Annotated in this window: 19 protein-coding genes and 2 rRNA genes; 4 read left to right on the top strand and 17 right to left on the bottom strand. The window is 46.5% G+C overall.

Translation table 11 applies throughout. The features are described from left to right. Positions 1-3 precede the first annotated feature (3 nt). Positions 4-1338, top strand: a complete 1335-nt coding sequence (locus CSH92_RS06145) for an NAD(P)/FAD-dependent oxidoreductase (protein ID WP_100656760.1) — start codon at positions 4-6, stop codon at positions 1336-1338. A gap of 75 nt (positions 1339-1413) precedes the next feature. After that, a complete protein-coding gene (locus tag CSH92_RS06140; RefSeq protein ID WP_100656759.1) occupies positions 1414-2397 on the top strand; it encodes a GGDEF domain-containing protein in 984 nt (327 codons plus the stop codon). A gap of 43 nt (positions 2398-2440) precedes the next feature. Here the strand turns inward: CSH92_RS06140 and CSH92_RS06135 are convergent, their stop codons facing one another. After that, positions 2441-2839, bottom strand: coding sequence for a hypothetical protein (locus CSH92_RS06135; protein WP_100656758.1), 399 nt, complete (start codon positions 2837-2839; stop codon positions 2441-2443). 109 nt (positions 2840-2948) lie between these two features. Between CSH92_RS06135 and lepB the strand changes: the two genes are divergently transcribed. Further along, the gene (gene lepB, locus CSH92_RS06130) at positions 2949-3584 is read left to right on the top strand and encodes a signal peptidase I (protein ID WP_100656757.1); all 636 of its coding nucleotides are present in this window, start codon (positions 2949-2951) and stop codon (positions 3582-3584) included. 5 nt (positions 3585-3589) lie between these two features. Here lepB and CSH92_RS06125 read toward each other — a convergent pair whose 3' ends face one another. Further along, positions 3590-3844 carry a hypothetical protein gene (locus tag CSH92_RS06125; protein ID WP_100656756.1) on the bottom strand — a complete coding sequence of 85 codons (255 nt, stop codon included), beginning with the start codon at positions 3842-3844 and terminating at the stop codon, positions 3590-3592. A 283-nt stretch (positions 3845-4127) separates the two neighbouring features. On the opposite strand from CSH92_RS06125, the gene CSH92_RS06120 reads away from it, so the two are divergent. Then, complete coding sequence (locus tag CSH92_RS06120) at positions 4128-4565, top strand: Hsp20 family protein (RefSeq protein ID WP_100656755.1); 438 nt, start codon at positions 4128-4130, stop codon at positions 4563-4565. 68 nt (positions 4566-4633) lie between these two features. Here CSH92_RS06120 and CSH92_RS06115 read toward each other — a convergent pair whose 3' ends face one another. The 15 genes from CSH92_RS06115 to CSH92_RS06050 all read right to left on the bottom strand — a co-directional run bounded on the left by CSH92_RS06115 (position 4634) and on the right by CSH92_RS06050 (position 22537). Continuing rightward, complete coding sequence (locus tag CSH92_RS06115) at positions 4634-5023, bottom strand: MAPEG family protein (RefSeq protein ID WP_100657446.1); 390 nt, start codon at positions 5021-5023, stop codon at positions 4634-4636. 14 nt (positions 5024-5037) lie between these two features. Next, positions 5038-5682 carry an adenylate kinase gene (gene adk / locus CSH92_RS06110; protein WP_100656754.1) on the bottom strand — a complete coding sequence of 215 codons (645 nt, stop codon included), beginning with the start codon at positions 5680-5682 and terminating at the stop codon, positions 5038-5040. Between the two features lie 273 nt (positions 5683-5955). Next, a complete protein-coding gene (gene htpG / locus CSH92_RS06105; protein WP_100656753.1) occupies positions 5956-7878 on the bottom strand; it encodes a molecular chaperone HtpG in 1923 nt (640 codons plus the stop codon). Positions 7879-8005: 127 nt separating this feature from the next. Beyond that, entirely contained in the window at positions 8006-8611 is a 606-nt protein-coding gene (gene recR / locus CSH92_RS06100) for a recombination mediator RecR (RefSeq protein WP_100656752.1), read from the bottom strand. A gap of 12 nt (positions 8612-8623) precedes the next feature. Then, positions 8624-8950 (bottom strand): YbaB/EbfC family nucleoid-associated protein, encoded by a 327-nt coding sequence (locus tag CSH92_RS06095; protein WP_100656751.1) that lies wholly within the window; start codon positions 8948-8950, stop codon positions 8624-8626. A 14-nt stretch (positions 8951-8964) separates the two neighbouring features. After that, positions 8965-11268: a DNA polymerase III subunit gamma/tau gene (gene dnaX / locus CSH92_RS06090; RefSeq protein ID WP_100656750.1), complete on the bottom strand. Its 2304-nt coding sequence runs from the start codon at positions 11266-11268 to the stop codon at positions 8965-8967. A gap of 6 nt (positions 11269-11274) precedes the next feature. Continuing rightward, the gene (gene apt, locus CSH92_RS06085; protein ID WP_100656749.1) at positions 11275-11811 is read right to left on the bottom strand and encodes an adenine phosphoribosyltransferase; all 537 of its coding nucleotides are present in this window, start codon (positions 11809-11811) and stop codon (positions 11275-11277) included. Positions 11812-11819: 8 nt separating this feature from the next. Then, positions 11820-11948, bottom strand: a complete 129-nt coding sequence (locus tag CSH92_RS17300) for a hypothetical protein (protein WP_276307859.1) — start codon at positions 11946-11948, stop codon at positions 11820-11822. Between the two features lie 92 nt (positions 11949-12040). Next, complete coding sequence (locus tag CSH92_RS06080) at positions 12041-12790, bottom strand: HvfC family RiPP maturation protein (protein WP_100656748.1); 750 nt, start codon at positions 12788-12790, stop codon at positions 12041-12043. Continuing rightward, on the bottom strand, positions 12787-13629 hold the full coding sequence (locus CSH92_RS06075; RefSeq protein ID WP_100656747.1) for an HvfB family MNIO-type RiPP peptide maturase: 843 nt from the start codon (positions 13627-13629) through the stop codon (positions 12787-12789). Before CSH92_RS06075 ends, CSH92_RS06080 begins: the two co-directional genes overlap by 4 nt. A gap of 85 nt (positions 13630-13714) precedes the next feature. Continuing rightward, entirely contained in the window at positions 13715-14245 is a 531-nt protein-coding gene (locus tag CSH92_RS06070) for an HvfA family oxazolone/thioamide-modified RiPP metallophore (protein ID WP_100656746.1), read from the bottom strand. A gap of 148 nt (positions 14246-14393) precedes the next feature. Further along, entirely contained in the window at positions 14394-15479 is a 1086-nt protein-coding gene (locus tag CSH92_RS06065) for an efflux RND transporter periplasmic adaptor subunit (RefSeq protein ID WP_100656745.1), read from the bottom strand. Between the two features lie 17 nt (positions 15480-15496). Then, positions 15497-18619, bottom strand: a complete 3123-nt coding sequence (locus CSH92_RS06060; protein WP_100656744.1) for an efflux RND transporter permease subunit — start codon at positions 18617-18619, stop codon at positions 15497-15499. 835 nt (positions 18620-19454) lie between these two features. Next, a 5S ribosomal RNA gene (gene rrf, locus CSH92_RS06055) occupies positions 19455-19570 on the bottom strand. A 99-nt stretch (positions 19571-19669) separates the two neighbouring features. Continuing rightward, a 23S ribosomal RNA gene (locus CSH92_RS06050) occupies positions 19670-22537 on the bottom strand. Between the last annotated feature and the right edge of the window lie 39 nt (positions 22538-22576).

The raw sequence follows: 22576 nt of genomic DNA, 5'->3' as shown, positions 1-22576 counted from the left end.
TGTATGTACGACCCGTTAGTTGATCCCCTCCCGCCATCCAATGCAACCAGGCCCGATAGTTTTTGGGCAGATGGGCGCGATGCCAACCATTATCCCCAGCTAACCGACAGCATGGATGTGGATGTTGCAATCATCGGTGGTGGCTATACAGGGCTGTCTGCAGCTTTAGAGCTGGCGCAATCCTATGGCGTTAATGCTTGTGTATTGGAGGCCAACCAACCCGGCTGGGGCTGCAGTGGTCGCAATGGTGGTTTTGTCCTTCCCGGCACGGGGCGGTTAGGCGTGGAACAATTACGCAAGCGCTTTGGTGATAGCGTAAGCGAAGCTCTGTATGCAGAATACTTAAGCTCCATCAACGATATTGCCAATCTGATTGACGCCGGGATCGAATGTGACAAAGTGTGCGGTGGCTACCTAAAACTCGCGCATTCAGCGGCAGCCATGCAACCACTTGAGCAGCATGCAGAAATAGTCACTCAACGTTACAGTGAAAGTATTGAAGTACTTGACGCACAAACGATTTCCGATACCTATTTAGCAGGCACACATTCTCATGGCGGGATTTATTATCCGTCAGCGTTCGCCATCAACCCATGGCAATTCTGCCAGGGCTTGGCACAGCAAGCTGTGAATGCTGGTGCGACAATCTATGGTCATAGCCCGGTTAGTCATGTAACGTCGACCGGCAACTTTCACACAGTAACGACTCCAGCTGGAACAATGCGGGCCAAGCATTTGATTGTCACTAGCAATGCTTATGGACAACGCAATCTCGTGCCGCAACTTAAAGATAAACTATTCCCTGTCATCTCATCGATTATCGTTACCGATCCCTTGGATCAACAGCAATTAGATGAATTAGGCATGCGCGATGGTTTGATGACCATGGATACACGGCCACTAAAATATTACTACCGATTATTGCCCGATAATCGCTTGCTGTTCGGTGGCCGCGGCGCAGTTAGAGGAAAACATGCTTCAGCTGACAAATACAAGGTAGCTTTAATGCAAGGACTGCAAGATACCTTCCCTAACCTAAGTAATATCAGTATTTCGCATTTTTGGAGTGGTTGGGTCGCAGTTTCCTACGATGATTTCCCGCGAATTTATCATGCTAAAGACGAACGATTACTCTACAGCGCTGGCTATTGTGGATCCGGGCTCGCGTTTTCCGTGCAGGCAGGTAAGCGCTTGGCACAGCTATTAATGGAACCAAATGTATTACCTGACTTTCCGTTTTGGCAAAGTCCGTTAAAAACCTTTCCATTTGCATTCGCCCGCCGCCCTGCCCTGCATGCCTACTACGCCTGGCAACAATTCAAGCAGGTATTAAGCTAGTCACAAATTTGCACTCACGTGACAGATTCGAGATTTACGACTAAATTGATAGTAGCCGTATTCCAAGAGTGCATCATGCAAGATAACGTTGCCGAGCCAATCCCGAACTTTGTGGTCAATTCAACCAGAAATATTGCCTTGGTCTCTTGCGTCATTCTATTTCCTTTTATGGTTGTCGACCTCATTCAAGGTGAGTATTTGCTGGCTGCTGGTATTGCAGGCTTGATAACGCTTTATCTGGCAACCGCGTATCGCTGCCACCATGATAATTACAGTTTAAACATGAGCCTGTTTGGGATCGCACCGGTGATTACGGGGCTTTCCGTATTTTCGCTGTATAAACTCGGTATATCAGCATCATTTTGGTCATTTGCAGCACTATTTGTTTTGTACTTTGTTCTACCCGTGCGACTAGCAGCATGGGTCAATGGCGCTTTCCTGATTGTAATTACACCTTTCGCCTATAACATTATGCAATTTAACGAGTTTTCCCGTTTCATGTTAGTGCTAGTTGGCACAAGCGGTTTCGTGTTCATGTGTATGCGCGAGATTTACAACCAGAATCGGCTGTTAGTTACCCTCTCATATACAGACACTTTAACCGGATTGCATAATCGAGCAACGTTAAATGACTCCGTACTGCAAGCAATCAGTATTGAACAGCGCTATCAAACACCAGTGACAATGCTGATAATAGACGTTGATCATTTCAAAGCGATTAACGACCAATTTGGCCACAATGCAGGCGATGATACGTTGAAAAGTATTGCGCATTTGATGCAGGAAAATTTCCGTGCCCCGGATAAATTATTCAGGATCGGTGGAGAAGAGTTTTTAGTTTTGTTGCATGACACAGATGCTGAGTCGGCCAGAACTATTGCTGAGCGATTCAGACTAGCTGTTGCAGATTCTGAGATGCTTGCGGCGCAGTCGGTAACAGTGAGTATCGGAGTATGTCAAAAAGCCAGTAATATGTCAGCGCAAGAGTGGGTATCAGCGTGTGATAAACTACTCTATAAGGCTAAAACTGGAGGGCGCAACAAGACCGTATGTAGCTAGTTTTGCGGTTTGCTCGTTCTTCTTCGTGCTCGCTGAAGTCGCTTTATTTATTAATCTGTGCTGCAGGCCCACATTGGTTCGCGTTGCTATCCTCCAGATACAATAAAATTGTATTGTTGTACCAGTTCGCATAGAGTTGCGCGAGCGCACCAAAACGCTGATAGTCATAACTACCGTAAGCAAAATCCTCATTGCTGAGTGTTCGGTAACCTAGCTTTTCAACCAAACAACTCTCGATATTTAATGGCATTTTCAAATGATGATTATGTACTGCGAGTAAGCGTAGGTCAGCCGCATCTATCGCAGTATTTGCATCTGCCACGGGATCCGCGTGCATTAACCACGCTAACTTTTCAGAGACATCCGATTGCCCCTTCTCTAAGCAGCCACAGAGCCCTAAGACGAGTAAAATCAGTACACTGAATTTGAATATGCTGTTCATCCTGAGGTTCCTTGTTTACAACGCAATAAGTAACAATCGTTTACAGTTTAGCGCTGGTATTACACCGATTTGGAATTAGAGTAAAGTGGGTCTGATAAGGGAGAGTTCAATGTCTGGGCTTAAAACGTTTTTTCGCCAAAACTATGGTTTCTTGATTTTTCTTGTTCTTTTATTCGCCTGCCGCAGCAGTATAGCGGATTGGTACCATGTACCGAGTGGTTCAATGTTACCGACAATTGTGGAAGGCGACCGAGTGTTTGTTGAAAAAATGGCCTACCGTTTGGACGTGCCTTTTTCAGATATTCCTATTATGCAATTAGCCACGCCGCAGCGTGGAGACATCATCACTTTTGAATCTAAGGTTGCCAATGAGCGTTTAATCAAGCGCATTATTGGACTGCCCGGTGATCAAGTGGCCATGCTTAATAATCAATTGGTCATTAATGGAGAGCTGCAACCCCAATTAGGTGAAGACGATGACCGCATGGAGCAGTTAGTTGGGCATCATCATGCTTTACGCTTGAGCGCTCCGCACAGTGAACTCGCCAGTTTTCCAGTGGTGACAGTTCCAGAGGGGCACTATCTGGTGCTTGGGGATAACCGCAATCATAGCGCCGACTCGCGCGTCTATGGGTTCGTCCCACTCGAAGAGATCAGTGGTAAGGCAACCTTAGTCATTACGTCTCTAGATATGGATAACTACTACATACCGCGCGCAAACCGCTGGTTTGAGAAGTTGATATAGCGTTGTTAAGCAGCCATTCGGGCTGACTTGCTGGCGATTTTGCGAATAGCTGTCAACATAAACTGCTGACGCTTATCTAACAGCAACTCCTGCTCAGCTCGCGACCGTGCCCAGTTGAATTTTTCAGTTAACTGATTAAAACCAGTAACAACACTATCGTGAAACTCGCGCCCACGGTACTGCTTACTCAGCGCTTCACCACTGACCAAGTGTTGCTTAGGAAGTAGCTTATAGCCGGAAAAATAACGTTGATAATTCATAATTTGCCCTCTCTCTCAGGTAATTTATCGTCCGCAACAGGAAAAACTTAAATTCGCACAGAGAAAATGCCGAACACGCGATTCCTCGACAACACAATACATTTTTTCGCAAAATTAAAACTATTAAAATCAACAAGATAAAATTTATTTTATTTTTTATTCTTGAAAAGCATTGAAATGATCTTAAATAGGAATTGTCGATGCTCAACAGAGGTCGACATAACCGTCGCCGAGTAATCGGGGCAAATTAATTAACATATTGCTTTATATTGAGGATATGACTATGCGTACTATCGATCTATCTCCACTTTACCGTTCATTCATTGGTTCAGACCATTTAGCGTCATTGGTTGACGCAGCAACTCGCGCTGAGAAACAAAGCGCTTATCCGCCGTACAACATTGAACTTGTTGGCGACGATAAATACCGAATTACCATGGCCGTTGCCGGCTTTAGTAAAGACGATGTGTCAATTGAGGTACAAGAAAACTCGATGACTGTTACCGGCAGCAAAGAAAGCAAAGACGAAGAGCGCAAATTCTTGCACAAAGGCATTTCTGAGCGTAACTTTGAACGTAAATTCCAGCTCGGTGACCACGTAAAAGTGCTCTCTGCTGATATGGAAAACGGCTTGCTACACATTGATCTTGAGCGGGTAATACCAGAAGCGAAGAAACCGCGTAAGATTGAAATAGGCAGTCAGTTACTCGAAAACAAATAATCGAGTAAATTATTCTCCCTGTTAACTGAAAACGGCGCCGAAAGGCGCCGTTTTTCATGATTTTGTAGTTAGAAATGCAACCACACTAAGTTACATATACTTAATAACAAAATCGCACCAAAGGTTAGCAACATACCAACGATGCGTTGCCAACTTGCACCAATATGATGCCGTAAGCCATAAGCATGAGTTAAACGTCCGAATAACAATGCTGCGCACGCGATGTGTACGATTAAATTGAAATCGGTATTAAGTTCAACGCAGAGAGCTAAAATTAAGGTTATCGGTACATACTCAGCAAAATTGCCATGCGCGCGAGACAGGCGCTGTAAGGCAGTATCTCCGCCATCACCCAGACTTACGCGTGATGAGCGCCTTGCTTTGACAACCAAGATTGACAAATACAGATAACAGATAGCAAGCAAACTTGCATAAAAACCTGTGATTTCGACGCTCAGTGATTGCATCAGAATTAGCCTAACAACTCAGCTAGCTGCTGACTTACGGCACTCACAGCCTGAGTACCGTCTATCTTATGGTATTGGCATTTACCATCTGACGCGGCTGTTTGATAAAAATCAACTAAGGGTTTAGTCTGCTCATGATAAACACCCAAGCGCTTACGCACAGTATCCTCTTTGTCGTCATCACGAATGATCAACTCTTCGCCGGTTACATCATCCTTACCTGCTACTTTTGGAGGGTTGTAATCTACATGATAAACGCGACCTGAGGCAGGATGCACACGACGCCCACTCATGCGGTCAACAATCACATCATCCGGAACGTCAAACTCGATAACGTGATCCACCACAATACCGCCAGCTTCCATAGCATCAGCTTGTGGAATGGTGCGAGGAAATCCATCGAGTAGAAAGCCGTTCGCACAATCTGGTTGAGCGACACGCTCTTTGACTAAACCGATAATAATATCGTCAGAGACCAACTGTCCGGCATCCATGACTTTCTTTGCCGCTAAACCTAATTCGGTACCCGCTTTGATTGCTGCTCTTAGCATGTCTCCGGTACTGATTTGAGGAATGTTGTATCGGCCCATCAAAAACTGGGCTTGTGTTCCTTTGCCGGCGCCTGGTGCGCCCAAAAGAATGATCCGCATACTGCGTACTCCGCTAATTTGTATTTTCTGCCAGCACTTTACACATTCAGCTTAAAGCTGACAAGGTAAAGGCAAGGATTATCCATGGCCATTAGACCAAAAGCGTATGGAAATCCAAACATGGCTGACTGACTAACGTTGAAAACCATCTGAATGCTTAGTAATTATCTATAACATTCAGTATGTTACAAATATAACTTCAACTTTTATCAGCGATATAAAAAAGCGAGCCATAAAGCTCGCTTTTTCTCGCATTAATCAAATATTATGGGCTTATTTTGATAGACTCATCAACAAATCGTTTAATTTGCGTACAAACGAAGATGGGTCTTCTAAACTGCCTTGTTCCGACAGCGCTGCCTGATCGTAGAGAACCTCAGCCCATTGCTTAAAAGTTGCCTCATCTTGCATCTCTGCAACGTGTTTGATCAACTGATGCTCAGGATTAATTTCAAAGTGATACTTCACCTCCGGCACAGGTTGGCCTGCAGCCTGCATCAACTTCATCATTTGCGTCGTCATGCCATTATCATCTGCCACAATAACCGCCGGTGAATCAGTTAAACGGTGCGTATACTTCACATCCATCACCTTATCACCTAGCGCTGCTTTTAGCCGCTCAGTGACACCTTCGACTTGCTTTTCTGCTTCTTCTTGGGCTTTTTTACTTTCTTCGTCATCTAGCTTCGATAAATCGATATCACTGCGTGCAATTGATTGCAGAGACTTCTCTTTATATTCAGTCAAATGCGACATCAACCATTCATCAATACGCTCGGATAGAAGCAGAACCTCGATGCCTTTCTTGCGGAAGATTTCTAAGTGAGGACTGTTTTTCGCCGCTTGATAACTGTCAGCAGTCACGTAATAAATTTTATCCTGGCCGTCCTTCATACGCTCAATGTAGTCATCCAACGACACACTTTGTTCGTTAGTGTCATTGTGCGTAGAAGCAAAACGCAACAGACCAGCAATTTTCTCACGATTCGCAAAGTCTTCTGCAGGCCCTTCTTTCAAAACGTTTCCGAATTCAGCCCAGAAAGCTTGGTAGTCTTCTGGGTTATTCTTCGCCATGCGCTCAAGCATTTGCAACACGCGCTTGGTGCATCCTTGGCGTAGCGCTTGAGACACCTTATTATCTTGCAAAATTTCTCGTGACACGTTTAACGGTAAGTCATTGCTATCCAACAAACCTTTCACAAACCGAAGGTAAGTTGGCATAAATTGCTCAGCGTCATCCATAATAAACACTCGCTGAACGTAGAGTTTCAGACCGTGCTTATGTTCACGATTCCATAGGTCAAAGGGTGCTTTGCTGGGGATATACAGCAAACTGGTGTACTCAGTTTTACCTTCTACACGATTATGCGACCACGTTAAAGGATCGGCAAAATCATGTGAAACATGTTTGTAAAACTCTTTGTATTCCTCATCTGACACTTCAGATTTATCGCGAGTCCACAATGCTGTAGCTTTGTTAACAGCTTCCCACTCACCGGGCTGCGCTGGGATTTTCTCACCGTCAGGGCCATCACGTTCATCAACTGGCTCTTTCCACATAAGCACTGGAATACTGATGTGATCGGAGTACTTACCGACAATAGAACGTAGTTTCCAATTGTCGACATACTCTTTTTCATCTTCCCGAACGTGCAGAACTATCTCTGTTCCGCGGGTCGCCTTGTCAATGTCGGCGATAGTAAATTCGCCCTCACCTGCGGATGTCCACTCGACGCCTTGCGAAGCTTCAACGCCAGCTTTGCGGGTACGCACGATAACTTTGTCAGCAACAATAAATGCGGAATAGAAGCCGACACCAAATTGACCAATCAGCTTAGAATCTTTGGCTTGATCGCCCGTCAACTGACTAAAGAAATCTTTGGTGCCTGACTTAGCAATGGTACCGAGATTTTCGATCACTTCATCGCGCGTCATTCCAATGCCGTTATCACTGATCGTGATCGTACCGGCCTCTTTATCGACACTGAGCTTTACATTCAGATCGCCATCATCTTCATAAAGCTTATCATCGGATAGTGCCTTGAAACGTAACTTGTCTGCCGCATCAGCAGCATTGGAAACAAGTTCTCTGAGGAAAATTTCTTTATTGGAATACAGTGAATGGATCATCAACTGCAGTAATTGTTTTACTTCAGTTTGAAAACCATGAGTCTCTTGGTGTGTCGCCTGCGACATAAGACCTCTTCTCCTTTAACGTGCAATTACAACGCCAGTTAGAATCTCTGGCAAAGCCTCTATTAACATTGCCAGAGGTAAGGTCTTGTTTTGAAAATTCAAGGTATGAAAATGCTTTTTGATAATTTTAAAGGGTTTTTCTGCCACTCAATGCGTGGCCGAGAGTATTCCCATCAATATACTCAAGCTCGCCCCCAACAGGGACTCCGTGAGCGATACGTGACGCCGCGATGTTGCGTTTGCGACACATTTCAGCAATATAATGCGCAGTTGCTTCGCCTTCCACCGTGGGGTTGGTAGCAAGGATGAGCTCACTGACGCCACCAGCATCTAATTGTTCTGCCAATTCATTGAGACCAATGTCTTCAGGACCTATTCCATCCAGTGGCGACAAATGCCCCATCAGCACAAAGTAACGCCCATCAAACTGCGCCGTCTGCTCGATGGCAAATACATCCTGCGGAGCTTCAACTATACAGATAACATCTGCGCTACCACGGGTGGGATGAGCGCAGATATCACAACGGTCTTTTTCCGTAAACGTTCGGCACTGCTGGCAATGAGAAATGTGTTCCATTGCATCATGCAGCACCTGACTCAAACGCAACGCGCCATCACGGTTGCGCTCTAATAGACTAAACGCCATACGCTGGGCACTTTTCGCGCCAACACTCGGCAGCACGCGAAGGGCGTCGATTAAATCGTTGAGTAACGGACTGAATTGCGCAGGCATCGCTGAATAATCCTAGAACGGCATTTTAAAGCCTGGTGGCATTTGCATGCCTCCTGTAATCGACGACATTTTTTCTTGGCTAGTGGTCTGTACTCGGCGCACTGCGTCATTGATGGCCGCTGCTACTAGATCTTCGAGCATCTCTTTATCATCATCCATCAATGACGGATCGACTTCGACACGACGCACGTTGTGATTACAGGTCATAGTCACTTTCACCATGCCCGCACCTGATTCTCCGACCACTTCAATGGATTGAAGCTCTTCTTGCGCCTTCTGCATTTTTTCCTGCATCTGTTGCGCTTGCTTCATGATATTACCCATACCACCTTTAAACATGTATTACTCCTAAATTACTGCGGCTTAATACTGTCTTGCAGTACATTACCGTTAAATGTTTTGATTAAATGCTGAATACTTTGATCATCATTCACAACTTGTTCGGCAAACGCTTGACGCATCGTGTCGATACGTTGCTGCAACTTGAAAGGCGTAGATTCCGATTCCGCAATAGTTAATTGCAGCGACACGGTTTCACCGAGCGCCTTACTCAATGCCTGTTGCAAGTGTTGTTTCAGTCCGTCATTCAGTAAATGTTCTTGTGCGGGAGCCAAGTCTAGCACGATCACATCCGCCGCTTTTTTATACGCAGAATGAATCGCTACCTGCTTGGCTAATCCCGCTAACTGAGCTTTCTCAATCAACGCAGCCCAATCATCCAACTGGCTCGCCATCACCAATTTCGTCCCATTGGGCAATCTTGGCGACAAGGAATGACTATCAATACGCAGAGTCGAAGTTGGCGGCACTTGCGACTGAATCATCGGCTCTGACTCTACAGGAGTAGTCGAAAGTACTTGGTTGGACAAAGAATTCTTATGGCTTGCTATTTGACCTTCGCCAACAGGTTCAGGCGCTGCGCTACTTTCTTCCAAATCAAATGGAGGTTGCTGGTCGGCAGGCAGACTGAAAGTGTCTTCTGCAGCCGCTTCGGTGCTCACCCTATCAGAAGTTTGTGCAATAGTTACGCTTGACGTTGTTCCGGCATCATCAGCGTTGCGTTGTTCGCTTTCTTGACCTGTTTCTATTGATTCATTATCAACAGCGCTGCTGTCTTGCTGGCGAGCGAATTCATCGAGCGCTTGTGACGCATGCGGGGCAGCCTGAGACTCTTCCTCAACGGACTTTTTTACTGGAGCCGCCACCTCTGAAGGCGACAGTTGTGACATGCGCTGCTGCATCTCCAGCATGGCTTTGGTGCGCGCAAGGTTAGCTTCTTCTTCAGACTGAGCTTGTGCAGGTTGTGCAGGCTCTGCTTCACGATATTGCTCAGCTTGCGCCTCGATAGCAGCTTGCTGAGCTAGCAGCTCGTCATGACCCTCATCATTCGAAAGCTCATCCATAACTGGAGGCGACTGACTATCGGGTACCGACTCAATATTAGCATTTGCTGGTACTGGAGCGGATAGGTCTTCCGGCTCTTCGGCCCTTTGACTAAACCGTTCTTGTGATTCTTCAGTTGTCACGGCTTGTGGCGGGTTTTGAATAATGTTTTCAATCGCTGCTAAAGGAGCCGTTGGCGAAAACGCCAACATGCGCATTAAAATCATTTCTACACCGGTTCGCGGGTCGGGTGCAAAATTTAGGGTACGTAGTCCATCAACACCAATTTGATAGAGCAGCTGCACGTGCTCAGGGGTAAAACTTTTCGCTAACTGATAAATAACTTTGGCATGATTGGTCTCTAAACGGCAGGCATCCGGTACAATCTGGGTCAGCGCTACTTGATGCAAAGTCGCGTTTAGTTCGTGCAGCACTTGCGCAAAATCTGGGGCATGCTGACTAAGCTCTTCGACTAATGTCATTACCGCGTCAGCTTCATGATTAGCCAAGCTTTGGGCTAAGCGCAAAACATGATTACGATCCAGCAACCCTAGCATAGAAACTACTGTTTGCTGGGCAACCGAATTATTTCCTTGTGCGATCGCTTGGTCGGTCAAACTCAATGCATCACGCATACTGCCCTGTGCAGCGCGAGCGATTAAGCCCAATGCACTGGCATCAAAGGTAATACCCTCTTGGGTCAAAACATGCTCTAGCTGTTGACTGATTTGCTCACGCGATAAGGCTTTTAAATTGAACTGTAGACAGCGCGATAAAATCGTTACTGGCAGTTTTTGCGGATCCGTGGTGGCCAATAAAAATTTAACGTGCGGAGGCGGTTCTTCAAGGGTTTTCAGCAACGCATTGAAGCTGTGCTTGGACAGCATATGCACTTCGTCGATCAAATAGACTTTGTACTCGCCCCGTGTCGGACGATACTGTACGTTGTCCAACAACTCTCGAGTATCCTCGACCTTAGTGCGCGACGCTGCATCGATTTCAAGCAAGTCAACAAAGCGCCCTTGCTCAATATCCTGACAGGTATTGCATTGACCACAAGGATTAGCACTCTGCCCCGTCTCACAGTTGAGACTCTTGGCAAAAATCCGCGCGATTGTAGTTTTACCTACGCCGCGAGTACCAGTAAAAAGGTACGCATGGTGTAAACGGTTATTGTCTAGTGCATTGGAAATCGCAGAGACTACATGCTCTTGCCCAACTAATTGAGAAAATACTTGCGGCCGCCATTTACGCGCTAGAACCTGATAGCTCATTACCCGTTATTCACCTTCAAATTCACATAGTGTGAATGACGTAATACCGTGCTCAGCAAGACGTTTTTCACCACCGATATCCGGCAAAGAAATCACAAAACCAGCATGTTCGACGATTCCGCCTAAACGCTGGATCAACTTTGCTGTGGCTAACATTGTCCCACCGGTGGCCAGCAAGTCATCAATCATTAAGACTCGCTCACCCGGCTTAACCGCGTCTTTGTGCATTTCTAGGGTATCCATGCCGTATTCAAGTTCATAGCTTTCAGCAATAACTTCTCGGGGTAGTTTGCCGGGCTTGCGGACCGGAATAAATCCTATTCCAAGCTCAATCGCCAATGGTGCGCCAAACAAAAAACCGCGCGCTTCGGTGCCCGCAACTTTATCAAAGTTCATCGGGGCAAAGTGCTCAACCATCAATGCTAAACAGCTAGAAAACGCCTTGTGATCTTCTAGAACACTAGTTACGTCACGGAACTGGATACCTGCTTTGGGATAGTCAGGAATCGTTTTTACAACAGATTTAATATATTCAGTAGTCACAACAAGTCTTAACGGCTAAAGAAAAAAACAAACCAACCCAGAATAATATGCATTAAGGGCAATGCGACGAGAGTGCCGACCGCAGCAAAAAAATACCACCAGTTGAAAACTTCTTTAAACTCAGAATGATCAGCCATATGCGATACCATTTAGTTGACAAATAAAACAGCGGCAAATGGTACTTTAACGAGCACAAAAATGACAGCGAAAATCGTTATCGATGCGCTGATTATTCCTGCAAACACAGGCCTACAATGCGCTTCTGTGAAAAATCACTAAGGATATCAATGGTTGCCGCTAACAATTCATGAGGGGACATTTGGGGCAACATTGGCGCTAACGAATCAACCAATGTTTGAGTGCTCGCTGTACCAGTCTGCTCAAGTGTGTGCAGTAACACAGCGGTAACTTGATTCAGTAGCATAAACTCCACCTCGTCGTCGGCATTGCGATAGACCAATAGGAAAACAGGATCCCCCGCATTCTCCGGTTTAAATTCCGGACCAATTTGGTGAACCGGGTACTGATAACTCACCAAGGAAGCCAATACAGACATCTGCAGAGTAGTGTCGGCGGTGATCGGGGCTGCCGGTTGTGCAGGTAACTCCCCTTTACGCACAGATACATCTAATTCCAACCACTCATAGTGGGCTAGCTCAGCTAAAAAAGCAGGATCAGCATCCGTGGGCTGATACTCATTAGCCAGAAACTCAACAAATTCTTTACTGATGTCGACAAACAGAGGAGACCGACATTCATGCTGGCTAAAAAAGGTACGGGCAAGTTTCAACCAGTCTGATTCAGTAAAGAGTGCTTTCAATACTGGAAAACCGCTGTCTAAAAAACCCAAAATATTATTAAAAAATAGTTCACGGTAAATGGCTAAGCGACGATCCTCAATACCGTCGTCAAAAGAATAGTTTTCCGGATCGCGGATATGGGCAGTAAATGCCCGCTGGATTTCACTAAATGGCTTCATGCGCGCTGACTTTCCTGAATGGTATTGCCGCATTCTGCTTGGATAGCTTTGATGGTATTTACCTCTACCATCAGCTCTTCAATACTCGGGATATTAAAGTCACGCTCCAATAATGTTGGGAATACACCATGCGTTTGGTAGGCGAAACGTAAAAGATCCCATACTTCAGGCTTCACGTCTGCACCATGAGTATCCACTTTTAAGTCATCGGCCTCGTCGAAATGACCAGCGATATGGCCATACACAATTTTTCCCGTTGGCATTGCTGCAATAAAGTCACGTGCTGAGTAGCCGTGATTGATTGAATTAACGAACACATTATTAACATCCAACAGCAGTTTACAGCCAGACCGTTCGAGTACTTGCTGGGTAAAATCAATCTCTGACATCTCTTGGCCTGGCGCAGCATAATAAGAGACGTTTTCTAAGATCAATGGCCGCTGTAAAATATCTTGCACCTGTTCGATTCGACTAACAACGTGATCAATGGCATCGGACGTAAATGGAATTGGCATCAGGTCATACATATGACCTTGATGCGAGCAATAACTTAAATGTTCGCTGTAATACTGTATATCGTGCTCAACCAAAAAACTTTTCACGTGTTTAACAAAATTAATATCCAGCGGATCTGAACTGCCAATAGAAAGGGAGAGACCGTGAGTAGTAAACCTATTATTAGCAGTGAGTGCTTTGAGTTGGCGTTGGTATTGGCCACCAAAACTCATCCAATTTTCAGGTGCAACTTCCCAGAAGTCGACATCCAGCTCAGTGTGAGCCAATACATCGTCTAACATTTCACGCCGCAATCCCAAACCAGCACCACTTAGATTAGTCATACTTGCCTCATTGTTCTGCAAAAAAAACAGGGATAAAAAAGCCGGTATTACACCGGCCCTTTAACACTAAACGCTAACCTTATGCTTACGCTTGGCCACCACACTTGCCTTCGCCACACTTACCTTCTTTGGCTTTCTTAGCTTTGTCGCCACCGCACTTCCCTTCGCCGCATTTGCCTTCTTTCTTAGCTTTGTCGCCGCCACATTTGCCTTCGCCGCACTTACCTTCGTGCTTAGCTTTGTCGCCACCACATTTACCCTCGCCGCACTTACCTTCGTGCTTAGCTTTGTCGCCGCCGCATTTACCTTCGCCACATTTGCCTTCTTTCTTGGCTTTGTCGCCGCCGCATTTGCCTTCGCCGCACTTGCCTTCTTTCTTAGCTTTGTCGCCGCCGCATTTACCTTCGCCGCACTTGCCTTCGGCTTCTTTTTTGGCTTTATCGCCACCACATTTACCCTCGCCGCACTTACCTTCAGCAGCAAACGTCATGTAGCCTGACTCTAACTGCTGCGCACCAAATGGCGTTGCATTGGCCTGAAGACTCACAGTACTAAGTGAGCCAATAACAACAGCGCCTAACGCAGTAGCAATAGTAGTTTTTTTAACCTGTTTCATAAATTCTTCCTGTAGTTTGTGAGTCATCGTGCAGTAATCGCACTTACTAACTAAGACCATCATTGTTAAACAATCATTTCATTTTTTTAAAAAAAATCAAATACAAAACTTAACACACTAATAAATAGACATTTTTTATTTCAATTTATTAACTGGTTGTGCCCGCAGTCAAGATTTCTGCGGTATCTTCAAACCTGACTTTCTGTCCTTCGCGCAAACGTTCAGCGCCGCGCACAACAACGGGGAGAGAATCACTCACTGCGCCGAATACTTCAATTCGGTTATATTGACCAACACCTGTCTCTACTGGAATTCTGCGCGCTTGGTTTTCCTCGTCTACTTGAAAAATAAATGTACCAGATTTTCGCAATACAAGTGCATCGCGCGGCACGGTTAAGCCTTCATGGGCGTTACTATGAGGTAACGCTACTCGAACAGCGCTGCCGATCGCATACGAATCTGCATTCAATGCGATCCGCACCTCCATCAGGCGAGACTGCTCGTCACCAACAGGCACAATTGCTCTAATAGGATGCTGTGATTGCTGATTACGCTGCTCAATTGCCACTTGAGTCCCAGCGTTGAGATAAGGGAGAGTGGTCAGTGGCGCGCGCACTACCACCTCAATATTTTGCGTATCAACAACCCGTAATAACGTTTGTCCTATAGATGTATATTCGCCAGGTGCTTGCAGGCGCTCAACCACCATAGCGGTAAATGGCGCTCGCAACTGGCTTTGATCAATTTGATATTGAATAAGATCACGATCATAGCGCGACTGATTTAGCTCTTGCTTAGCCATTTCAAGCTCGATACTGATATCGTCTAATTGATCTTTAGAGGTATTGTTTAGTGCAGCCATTTGAGTAAATCTAGCGACTTTGCGCTTCAAAAGATCAACGCGCGCCTGCCATTTATCGATCGCGACTTCATGTTGTCCTTTGAGTAATTGCAAGCGCTTGTCATCCAGTTTAGCGATCACGTCCCCCCTGGCAATGATGTCTCCAACATCTGCCATCCACTGGATCCGCCCCGGAACTTCAGCAGCGAGATTGGCGTCAATGCGACTCACAACGCTACCAGGCATCCAAACATGTTCCACAATCGATTCAGATTTTACTTTTTCTACATGCACCAACGACGCCTCTGTAGGATCCTGTAAGGCCCAAACACTGCACGACACCGATGCTGTTAATATTCCAATTGCGGCAACAGACTGAGTTAAAAATTTCATCGTCAATGTCCTTAAATTTAAAGTTTGTCTTCGAGTTTGTTCATTTTTACCGACTGCACACTTCCAGCAGCGTGGACAGATTTGATACGTCGTTTAAATACTGAGAAATCCATTTGCAACAAGGTCGGGAGTAAAACCAGCGTAAACAACGTACTGACTAACATTCCGCCAACAATAACTGCTGCCAAGCCTCGGTAAATCACACTTCCAGCACCAGGCATGAGCAATAGCGGCAACATGCCAAAGATTGAAGTCAAGGTACTCATAAAGATTGGGCGTAGACGCACCAGTAAAGACTGATGTACCGCGTCACGACGCGACAATCCATCGCGTTCACCGCAGCGGGTTTGATGAACCAGCAATATAGCGTTGTTTACTACTAGACCAAGCAAAATGATGAATCCGATCATGGTTAGCAGATCAAGCGGTTGGAACGACACTAGGTTTAAAAGTCGAATCGCAACAACACCGCCAACCGTTGCCAAAGGTATGGCTAAAACCACTAGTACGCTGTCTTTGAAGGAGCGAAATAACCCCGCCATTAATACCAATAGCAATCCCATCGCAAACAGAAAGTTTTGACTCATAGTCGCCACTGCTTGCTTCAAGCTATCAGCACTACCCCCATAGGCAATATTGCCATCAGTTGGCATGGCGGCCATGAGTGCGGGCTCAACTTGTTCATTAATAATGCTCATAGCTTCTTCAAGAGTCATATCGTCAGGTGGATTTAAACTCAGCGTGAGCGTCCGCTTGCGCTCAATCCGTTGGATCTGACTAGGCCCAACTGCGCGTTCAATGGTAACCAGTTCCCCTAAGGGGACGACTTGGCCACTGGGTGTCATTAGCGGTGTCGTTGCCAATGCTTCAGGTGTTGCCCAATCTTGCGAGCGAAGAATAATATTCATTCGTTTTATGCCATCAAAATATTCTCCAACATAAACACCATCCCCCATAGCTCGCACCAAACTAGCAACTTGCGCACGATCAAAGCCGACTTCCATCATGCGGGCGTCGTTTGGATAAAACTGTAATTCAGGCTCAGATTGCTCTAAAGCTGGATTAGCACGGACATTTGCCCCTGGAAAAGCCTCGCGTAACAGGTCCATGCCCCGCTGAGCAGCAATCGCTAGGCCATCTTGATCAGTGGCCTGTAAGCGTAGATCGATGGAGCGCCCGTTGCCGAATCCGCCGAATAAGTTGCCTTGCATTGCAAACGCCTGAGTGTCCGGTAAATCCTTCAGGATCTCCTCACGCATTAGGGTTTCTAGTGCTTTTACTTGTGACTGGTCTTTGGCACGAACGCCAATAGTTCCGCCATTTCCCCACACAATAATGTAATAATTCTTGAGAGCAGGTTCCTTCTCCCCGTCCATATAGGGTTGTAGTCGTTCCACCACTAAAGACATCACTTCTTCTTCTACAAATGCTTCACTGGCACCGGCAGGAAAATTAAAGAATGCATCAATAGCATCGCGCTTTACTGGTGGAAGGTAGTCAAGTTTAGGAACTAACATAAAGGTCGCTATTAATGGTGCACCCATTAATACCGTAGCTAGTGCCAAGCGCTTTGGATTGCTCGAAGATAACCGCATGATCCCAGCAGCAATTCGCTCCCAGGTCTTCGTATGGCGATCCTCTGGCAAAGTTTTATTGAGAAAGCGATGAGCAATGACCGGCAAAACCGTGACCGCAATAACAAAGGATATGGTCACTGCAATCGCTATGGTAAGTGCCAAATCAGCAAACAATTGGCCTTCAACATCACTTAAAAACATTACCGGAATAAAAATTGCCACTGTAGTTGCGGTGGAAGCCATTAATGCACCAAAGACCTGGCTGGTTGCAATTGCTGCAGCATCTTGCGATTCATGGCCCTTGCTGCGCTGCCGCACAATGTTTTCCAACACAACTATGGCGGCGTCTAGCACCATGCCAACAGCAAATGCTAAACCGGCTAATGAAATAACATTCAGTGATCGCCCTGTGATCTGCAATACTATAAAAGTGCTTAGCAAGGAAATCGGTATCGTCAGCGCGACTATTAATGTGGCGCGCATTTGGCGCATAAACCACCATAAGATACCTATTGCTAACAATACGCCGATAAATAAATTGCTTGTTACAAGGTTAACCGCTCGATAAATAAAAACCGAAGCATCAAATGACTGAACCATGGTTAGCTGCTGCGGATTAAGCATATTGGCATTAATTTCAGCAACTTTACTCTTGACCGCTTCTAACGTCGTAAGAACGTTAGCGTCGTTTTCACGATCAATACGGATTGATATGGCTGGATTACCATTTTGGATACTGTAATTAGAGCCATCTGCGCGCTGAATTCTAATTTCCGTTATATCGGCGAGCGTGACCGGGCGGCCATCGCGCCATTCAAGGATCATTTGCCCCATTTCATCAGGCGTATAACGGCCTTCAAAGCGTAACGTGTAACGCCGGCGTCCAACTTCAACAAATCCTCCTGACACATCATTAGATGAGCCAAGCATCCGAGTGATATTGGTTAGGTCAATACCTAGTTGGGCTGCGAGAAATGGGTCAAACACGATTTGGAACTCTTGTGGACCTCCAATTCCGCTTTCCATACGCGCACGTGACACTCCCGGTATGGCTTCAAGTTCAGGCCTTATTTGATCCTCAAAATAGGTCAAATAACTATCGATGTTCCCTTCATTTCCTGGTAAACGCTGTAAAAAGAAATAAGTTAATGCAGGTTGACCGCCGCCCCAGCCTCCGAGCATTATGTTGGGTGACAAAGCGTCTCTAGGTAATGGTGGGATCCTGTTCATTCGACTGATCACATCAATCAAGGTTTGTTGCATATCCGTATTTAAATCGAACTCTAAGTTAATCCACGCATTCCCCTGATTGGCCCAAGCTGACATACTGTGCAATCCAGGGATCCCCTGCAGCACCTCTTCTTGAGGTTCGAGTATCTCTGATTCGATTTCTTGCGGAGAGGCTGCTCGCCAAAAAGTTTGTATAGATATCCTGGGTCTTTCAATATCAGGAAACAATTGGATCGGTAATTTAAATAGGCTGTAAGCTCCAATTAAACTCAAAATCGCTATGACAATAGCGACTCCAGAAGCATTTTTTATAGCTGCTCGCGTAATATCCATGGGACGGTCCCAACGAAGTAATGTGCGTTTACTATAGGTCGAATGCGACATTGAAAAAGTTTAAAACCACTAAATAATCAATTAATACGCCCAATGACAGTAGGGTTAATGAGTTGTTTCAGAGTGTGTCAGAACTGCGTTTAATGAACGCAATTAGCAGTAGATTCACCGCTTCGTCGCAAAAGGTGTTGGACGAATGTTGCTAGTCAATGAGTAAATTTATGACTTTTCAGCGGGTAAAATCATGGCCAAATTTATAGGTCGATTTTTATAGCATGCGCGCTCCTATCGCGCATCTGCTCAGAGAACAGTGTGGTGCTAATGTAAACATATAGCATTATTACTAGCGGTTGAGCTGATTTCATCCTGTTTACAGTGTCCGTTGTTTTTACGACTCCTTATTAATAGCTTCTTCGGTAGAAAACAGCCAAGCATTGTCCCTTCTAGGGCCTATACCTTTAAAACTTTTCTGCACCAGTCACCATTTAAAGATAACGTTTTAATGCATTCAGGTAATCGGGCTGTGCGCCAATGGTCATTTACATTTCAGGATGGGACAGCGGAAATAAAAAAGCCCCTCTCAAACGAGAAGGGCTTTTTCAAATTGGGAGTCTGGCGATGTGCTCCAATGCTTGCTCGGCTCTCACATGGGGAGACCCCACACTATCCCTGCGCCGGTCACCGGTCGCCGCTAACGTGTTTATACTTTCCAGTTACTGGTCTGGTTCGGAATGGACTGTTCGACACTCCGATAGCCGGTTAACGGGCAGATGGTTCCGTCTTACAGACAACAAAAAAGGGCTATCCAATCGGATAGCCCTTCTTCGTAATGGGAGTCTGGCGATGTGCTACTCTCACATGGGGAGACCCCACACTACCATCGCCGCTAACGTGTTTCACTTCTGAGTTCGGAATGGAGTCAGGTGGTACCACGTCGCTATTGTCGCCAGACAAAACTGGAATTAACAAATTGGAATCACTGATATGTTTAATCTAAGAGCGCGTTTTGTATGGTCTTACGATTGTCACCACAAACACATTAGGTGTTGTATGGTTAAGCCTCTCGGGCAATTAGTACAGGTTAGCTTAACGCCTTGCAACGCTTCCACACCCTGCCTATCAACGTCATCGTCTATAACAACCCTTCCAGGACTTACGTCCAGGGATGACTCATCTTGGGGCCGGCTTCCCGCTTAGATGCTTTCAGCGGTTATCCGTTCCGAACGTAGCTACCGGGCAATGCCTTTGGCAAAACAACCCGAACACCAGCGGTTCGTCCACTCCGGTCCTCTCGTACTAGGAGCAGCTCCCCTCAATCATCCAACGCCCACACCAGATAGGGACCGAACTGTCTCACGACGTTCTAAACCCAGCTCGCGTACCACTTTAAATGGCGAACAGCCATACCCTTGGGACCGACTTCAGCCCCAGGATGTGATGAGCCGACATCGAGGTGCCAAACACCGCCGTCGATATGAACTCTTGGGCGGTATCAGCCTGTTATCCCCGGAGTACCTTTTATCCGTTGAGCGATGGCCCTTCCATTCAGAACCACCGGATCACTATGACCTACTTTCGTACCTGCTCGACGTGTCTGTCTCGCAGTTAAGCTAGCTTATGCCATTGCACTAACCTCACGATGTCCGACCGTGATTAGCTAACCTTCGTGCTCCTCCGTTACTATTTGGGAGGAGACCGCCCCAGTCAAACTACCCACCAGACACTGTCCACACTCCGGATAACGGAGCAATGTTAGAACATCAAACATACAAGGGTGGTATTTCAAGGACGGCTCCACGTCATCTGGCGACAACGCTTCAAAGCCTCCCACCTATCCTACACATGTAGGGTCAATGTTCAGTGCCAAGCTGTAGTAAAGGTTCACGGGGTCTTTCCGTCTAGGTGCGGGTACACTGCATCTTCACAGCAATTTCAATTTCACTGAGTCTCGGGTGGAGACAGCGTGGCCATGGTTACACCATTCGTGCAGGTCGGAACTTACCCGACAAGGAATTTCGCTACCTTAGGACCGTTATAGTTACGGCCGCCGTTTACCGGGGCTTCGATCAAGAGCTTCGCTTACGCTAACCCCATCAATTAACCTTCCGGCACCGGGCAGGTGTCACACCGTATACGTCATCTTTCGATTTAGCACAGTGCTGTGTTTTTAATAAACAGTCCCAGCCACCTGGTCACTGCGACCCCCATCTGCTTACGGCGCGAAGCCTTCACAAACAGGGGCGTACCTTCTCCCGAAGTTACGGTACTATTTTGCCGAGTTCCTTCACCCGAGTTCTCTCAAGCGCCTTAGTATTCTCTACCTGACCACCTGTGTCGGTTTGGGGTACGGTTCATATAATCATAAGTTTAGAGGCTTTTCCTGGAAGCAGGGCATCAACCACTTCGTCACCGTAGTGACTCGTCTCGTGTCTCGGCCTTAGAAACCCGGATTTACCTAAGTTTCCAGCCTACACACTTTCACGTGGACAACCAACGCCACGATGGCCTAGCCTTCTCCGTCCCCCCATCACTGATTATATAAGTACGGGAATATTAACCCGTTTCCCATCGACTACGCATTTCTGCCTCGCCTTAGGGGCCGACTTACCCTGCCCTGATTAGCATGGGACAGGAAACCTTGGTCTTCCGGCGTGGGGGTTTTTCACCCCCATTATCGTTACTCATGTCAGCATTCGCACTTGTGATATGTCCAGCATGCTTCTCAACACACCTTCATCCACTTACACAACGCTCCCCTACCCAGCGTACAAGTACGCTGCCGCAGCTTCGGTATATTGCTTAGCCCCGTTACATCTTCCGCGCAGGCCGACTCGACTAGTGAGCTATTACGCTTTCTTTAAAGGGTGGCTGCTTCTAAGCCAACCTCCTAGCTGTCTTAGCCTTCCCACATCGTTTCCCACTTAGCAATATTTTGGGACCTTAGCTGGCGGTCTGGGTTGTTTCCCTCTCCACGACGGACGTTAGCACCCGCCGTGTGTCTCCCGGATAGTTCTCATTGGTATTCGGAGTTTGCAAAGGGTTGGTAAGTCGGGATGACCCCCTAGCCTTAACAGTGCTCTACCCCCAATGGAATTCGTCCGAGGCTCTACCTAAATAGATTTCGGGGAGAACCAGCTATCTCCCGGTTTGATTGGCCTTTCACCCCCAGCCACAAGTCATCCCCTAACTTTTCAACGTTAGTGGGTTCGGTCCTCCAGTTGATGTTACTCAACCTTCAACCTGCCCATGGCTAGATCACCGGGTTTCGGGTCTATACCTAGCAACTAAACGCGCAGTTAACACTCGCTTTCGCTACGGCTCCCCTAGACGGTTAACCTTGCTACTAAATATAAGTCGCTGACCCATTATACAAAAGGTACGCAGTCACCCCGAAGGGCTCCCACTGCTTGTACGTATACGGTTTCAGGTTCTATTTCACTCCCCTCACAGGGGTTCTTTTCGCCTTTCCCTCACGGTACTACTTCACTATCGGTCAGTTAGGAGTATTTAGCCTTGGAGGATGGTCCCCCCATCTTCAGTCAAGATAACACGTGTCCCGACCTACTTAATATGACCTACTTGAACCTTCACATACGGGACTATCACCCTGTATCGTTGTGCTTCCCAACACATTCTGCTAATTCAAATAGATTCGGCTGCTCCCCGTTCGCTCGCCGCTACTAGGGGAATCTCAATTGATTTCTTTTCCTAAGGGTACTTAGATGTTTCAGTTCCCCTCGTTTGCCTCGTTAAGCTATGTATTCACTTAACGATACCGCCGAAGCGGTGGGTTTCCCCATTCGGACATCTGTGGCTCAAATGCGTTTTGTCAGCTCACCACAGCTTTTCGCAGACTTACACGTCCTTCATCGCCTCTAACTGCCAAGGCATCCACCGTATACGCTTAGTCACTTAACCATACAACCCTAATATGTCTGCCTTTTGACTCCAGACTAT

It is taken from the genome of Neoalteromonas flava (assembly GCF_002807685.1).
Lineage (GTDB): Bacteria > Pseudomonadota > Gammaproteobacteria > Enterobacterales > Alteromonadaceae > Alteromonas_E > Alteromonas_E flava.
The sequence above is the reverse complement of the archived record's forward strand: the minus strand, read 5'-3'. Positions and strand labels throughout refer to the sequence as shown.

What these genes read in the sequence shown, in the direction of transcription:
- CSH92_RS06145 (WP_100656760.1), top strand. Translation starts at nt 4, where the DNA reads ATGTACGACCCGTTAGTTGATCCCCTCCCGCCATCCAATGCAACCAGG.
- CSH92_RS06140 (WP_100656759.1), top strand. Translation starts at nt 1,414, where the DNA reads ATGCAAGATAACGTTGCCGAGCCAATCCCGAACTTTGTGGTCAATTCA.
- CSH92_RS06135 (WP_100656758.1), bottom strand. Translation starts at nt 2,839, where the DNA reads ATGAACAGCATATTCAAATTCAGTGTACTGATTTTACTCGTCTTAGGG.
- lepB (WP_100656757.1), top strand. Translation starts at nt 2,949, where the DNA reads ATGTCTGGGCTTAAAACGTTTTTTCGCCAAAACTATGGTTTCTTGATT.
- CSH92_RS06125 (WP_100656756.1), bottom strand. Translation starts at nt 3,844, where the DNA reads ATGAATTATCAACGTTATTTTTCCGGCTATAAGCTACTTCCTAAGCAA.
- CSH92_RS06120 (WP_100656755.1), top strand. Translation starts at nt 4,128, where the DNA reads ATGCGTACTATCGATCTATCTCCACTTTACCGTTCATTCATTGGTTCA.
- adk (WP_100656754.1), bottom strand. Translation starts at nt 5,682, where the DNA reads ATGCGGATCATTCTTTTGGGCGCACCAGGCGCCGGCAAAGGAACACAA.
- htpG (WP_100656753.1), bottom strand. Translation starts at nt 7,878, where the DNA reads ATGTCGCAGGCGACACACCAAGAGACTCATGGTTTTCAAACTGAAGTA.
- recR (WP_100656752.1), bottom strand. Translation starts at nt 8,611, where the DNA reads ATGCCTGCGCAATTCAGTCCGTTACTCAACGATTTAATCGACGCCCTT.
- CSH92_RS06095 (WP_100656751.1), bottom strand. Translation starts at nt 8,950, where the DNA reads ATGTTTAAAGGTGGTATGGGTAATATCATGAAGCAAGCGCAACAGATG.
- dnaX (WP_100656750.1), bottom strand. Translation starts at nt 11,268, where the DNA reads ATGAGCTATCAGGTTCTAGCGCGTAAATGGCGGCCGCAAGTATTTTCT.
- CSH92_RS17300 (WP_276307859.1), bottom strand. Translation starts at nt 11,948, where the DNA reads ATGGCTGATCATTCTGAGTTTAAAGAAGTTTTCAACTGGTGGTATTTT.
- CSH92_RS06080 (WP_100656748.1), bottom strand. Translation starts at nt 12,790, where the DNA reads ATGAAGCCATTTAGTGAAATCCAGCGGGCATTTACTGCCCATATCCGC.
- CSH92_RS06075 (WP_100656747.1), bottom strand. Translation starts at nt 13,629, where the DNA reads ATGACTAATCTAAGTGGTGCTGGTTTGGGATTGCGGCGTGAAATGTTA.
- CSH92_RS06070 (WP_100656746.1), bottom strand. Translation starts at nt 14,245, where the DNA reads ATGAAACAGGTTAAAAAAACTACTATTGCTACTGCGTTAGGCGCTGTT.
- CSH92_RS06065 (WP_100656745.1), bottom strand. Translation starts at nt 15,479, where the DNA reads ATGAAATTTTTAACTCAGTCTGTTGCCGCAATTGGAATATTAACAGCA.
- CSH92_RS06060 (WP_100656744.1), bottom strand. Translation starts at nt 18,619, where the DNA reads ATGGATATTACGCGAGCAGCTATAAAAAATGCTTCTGGAGTCGCTATT.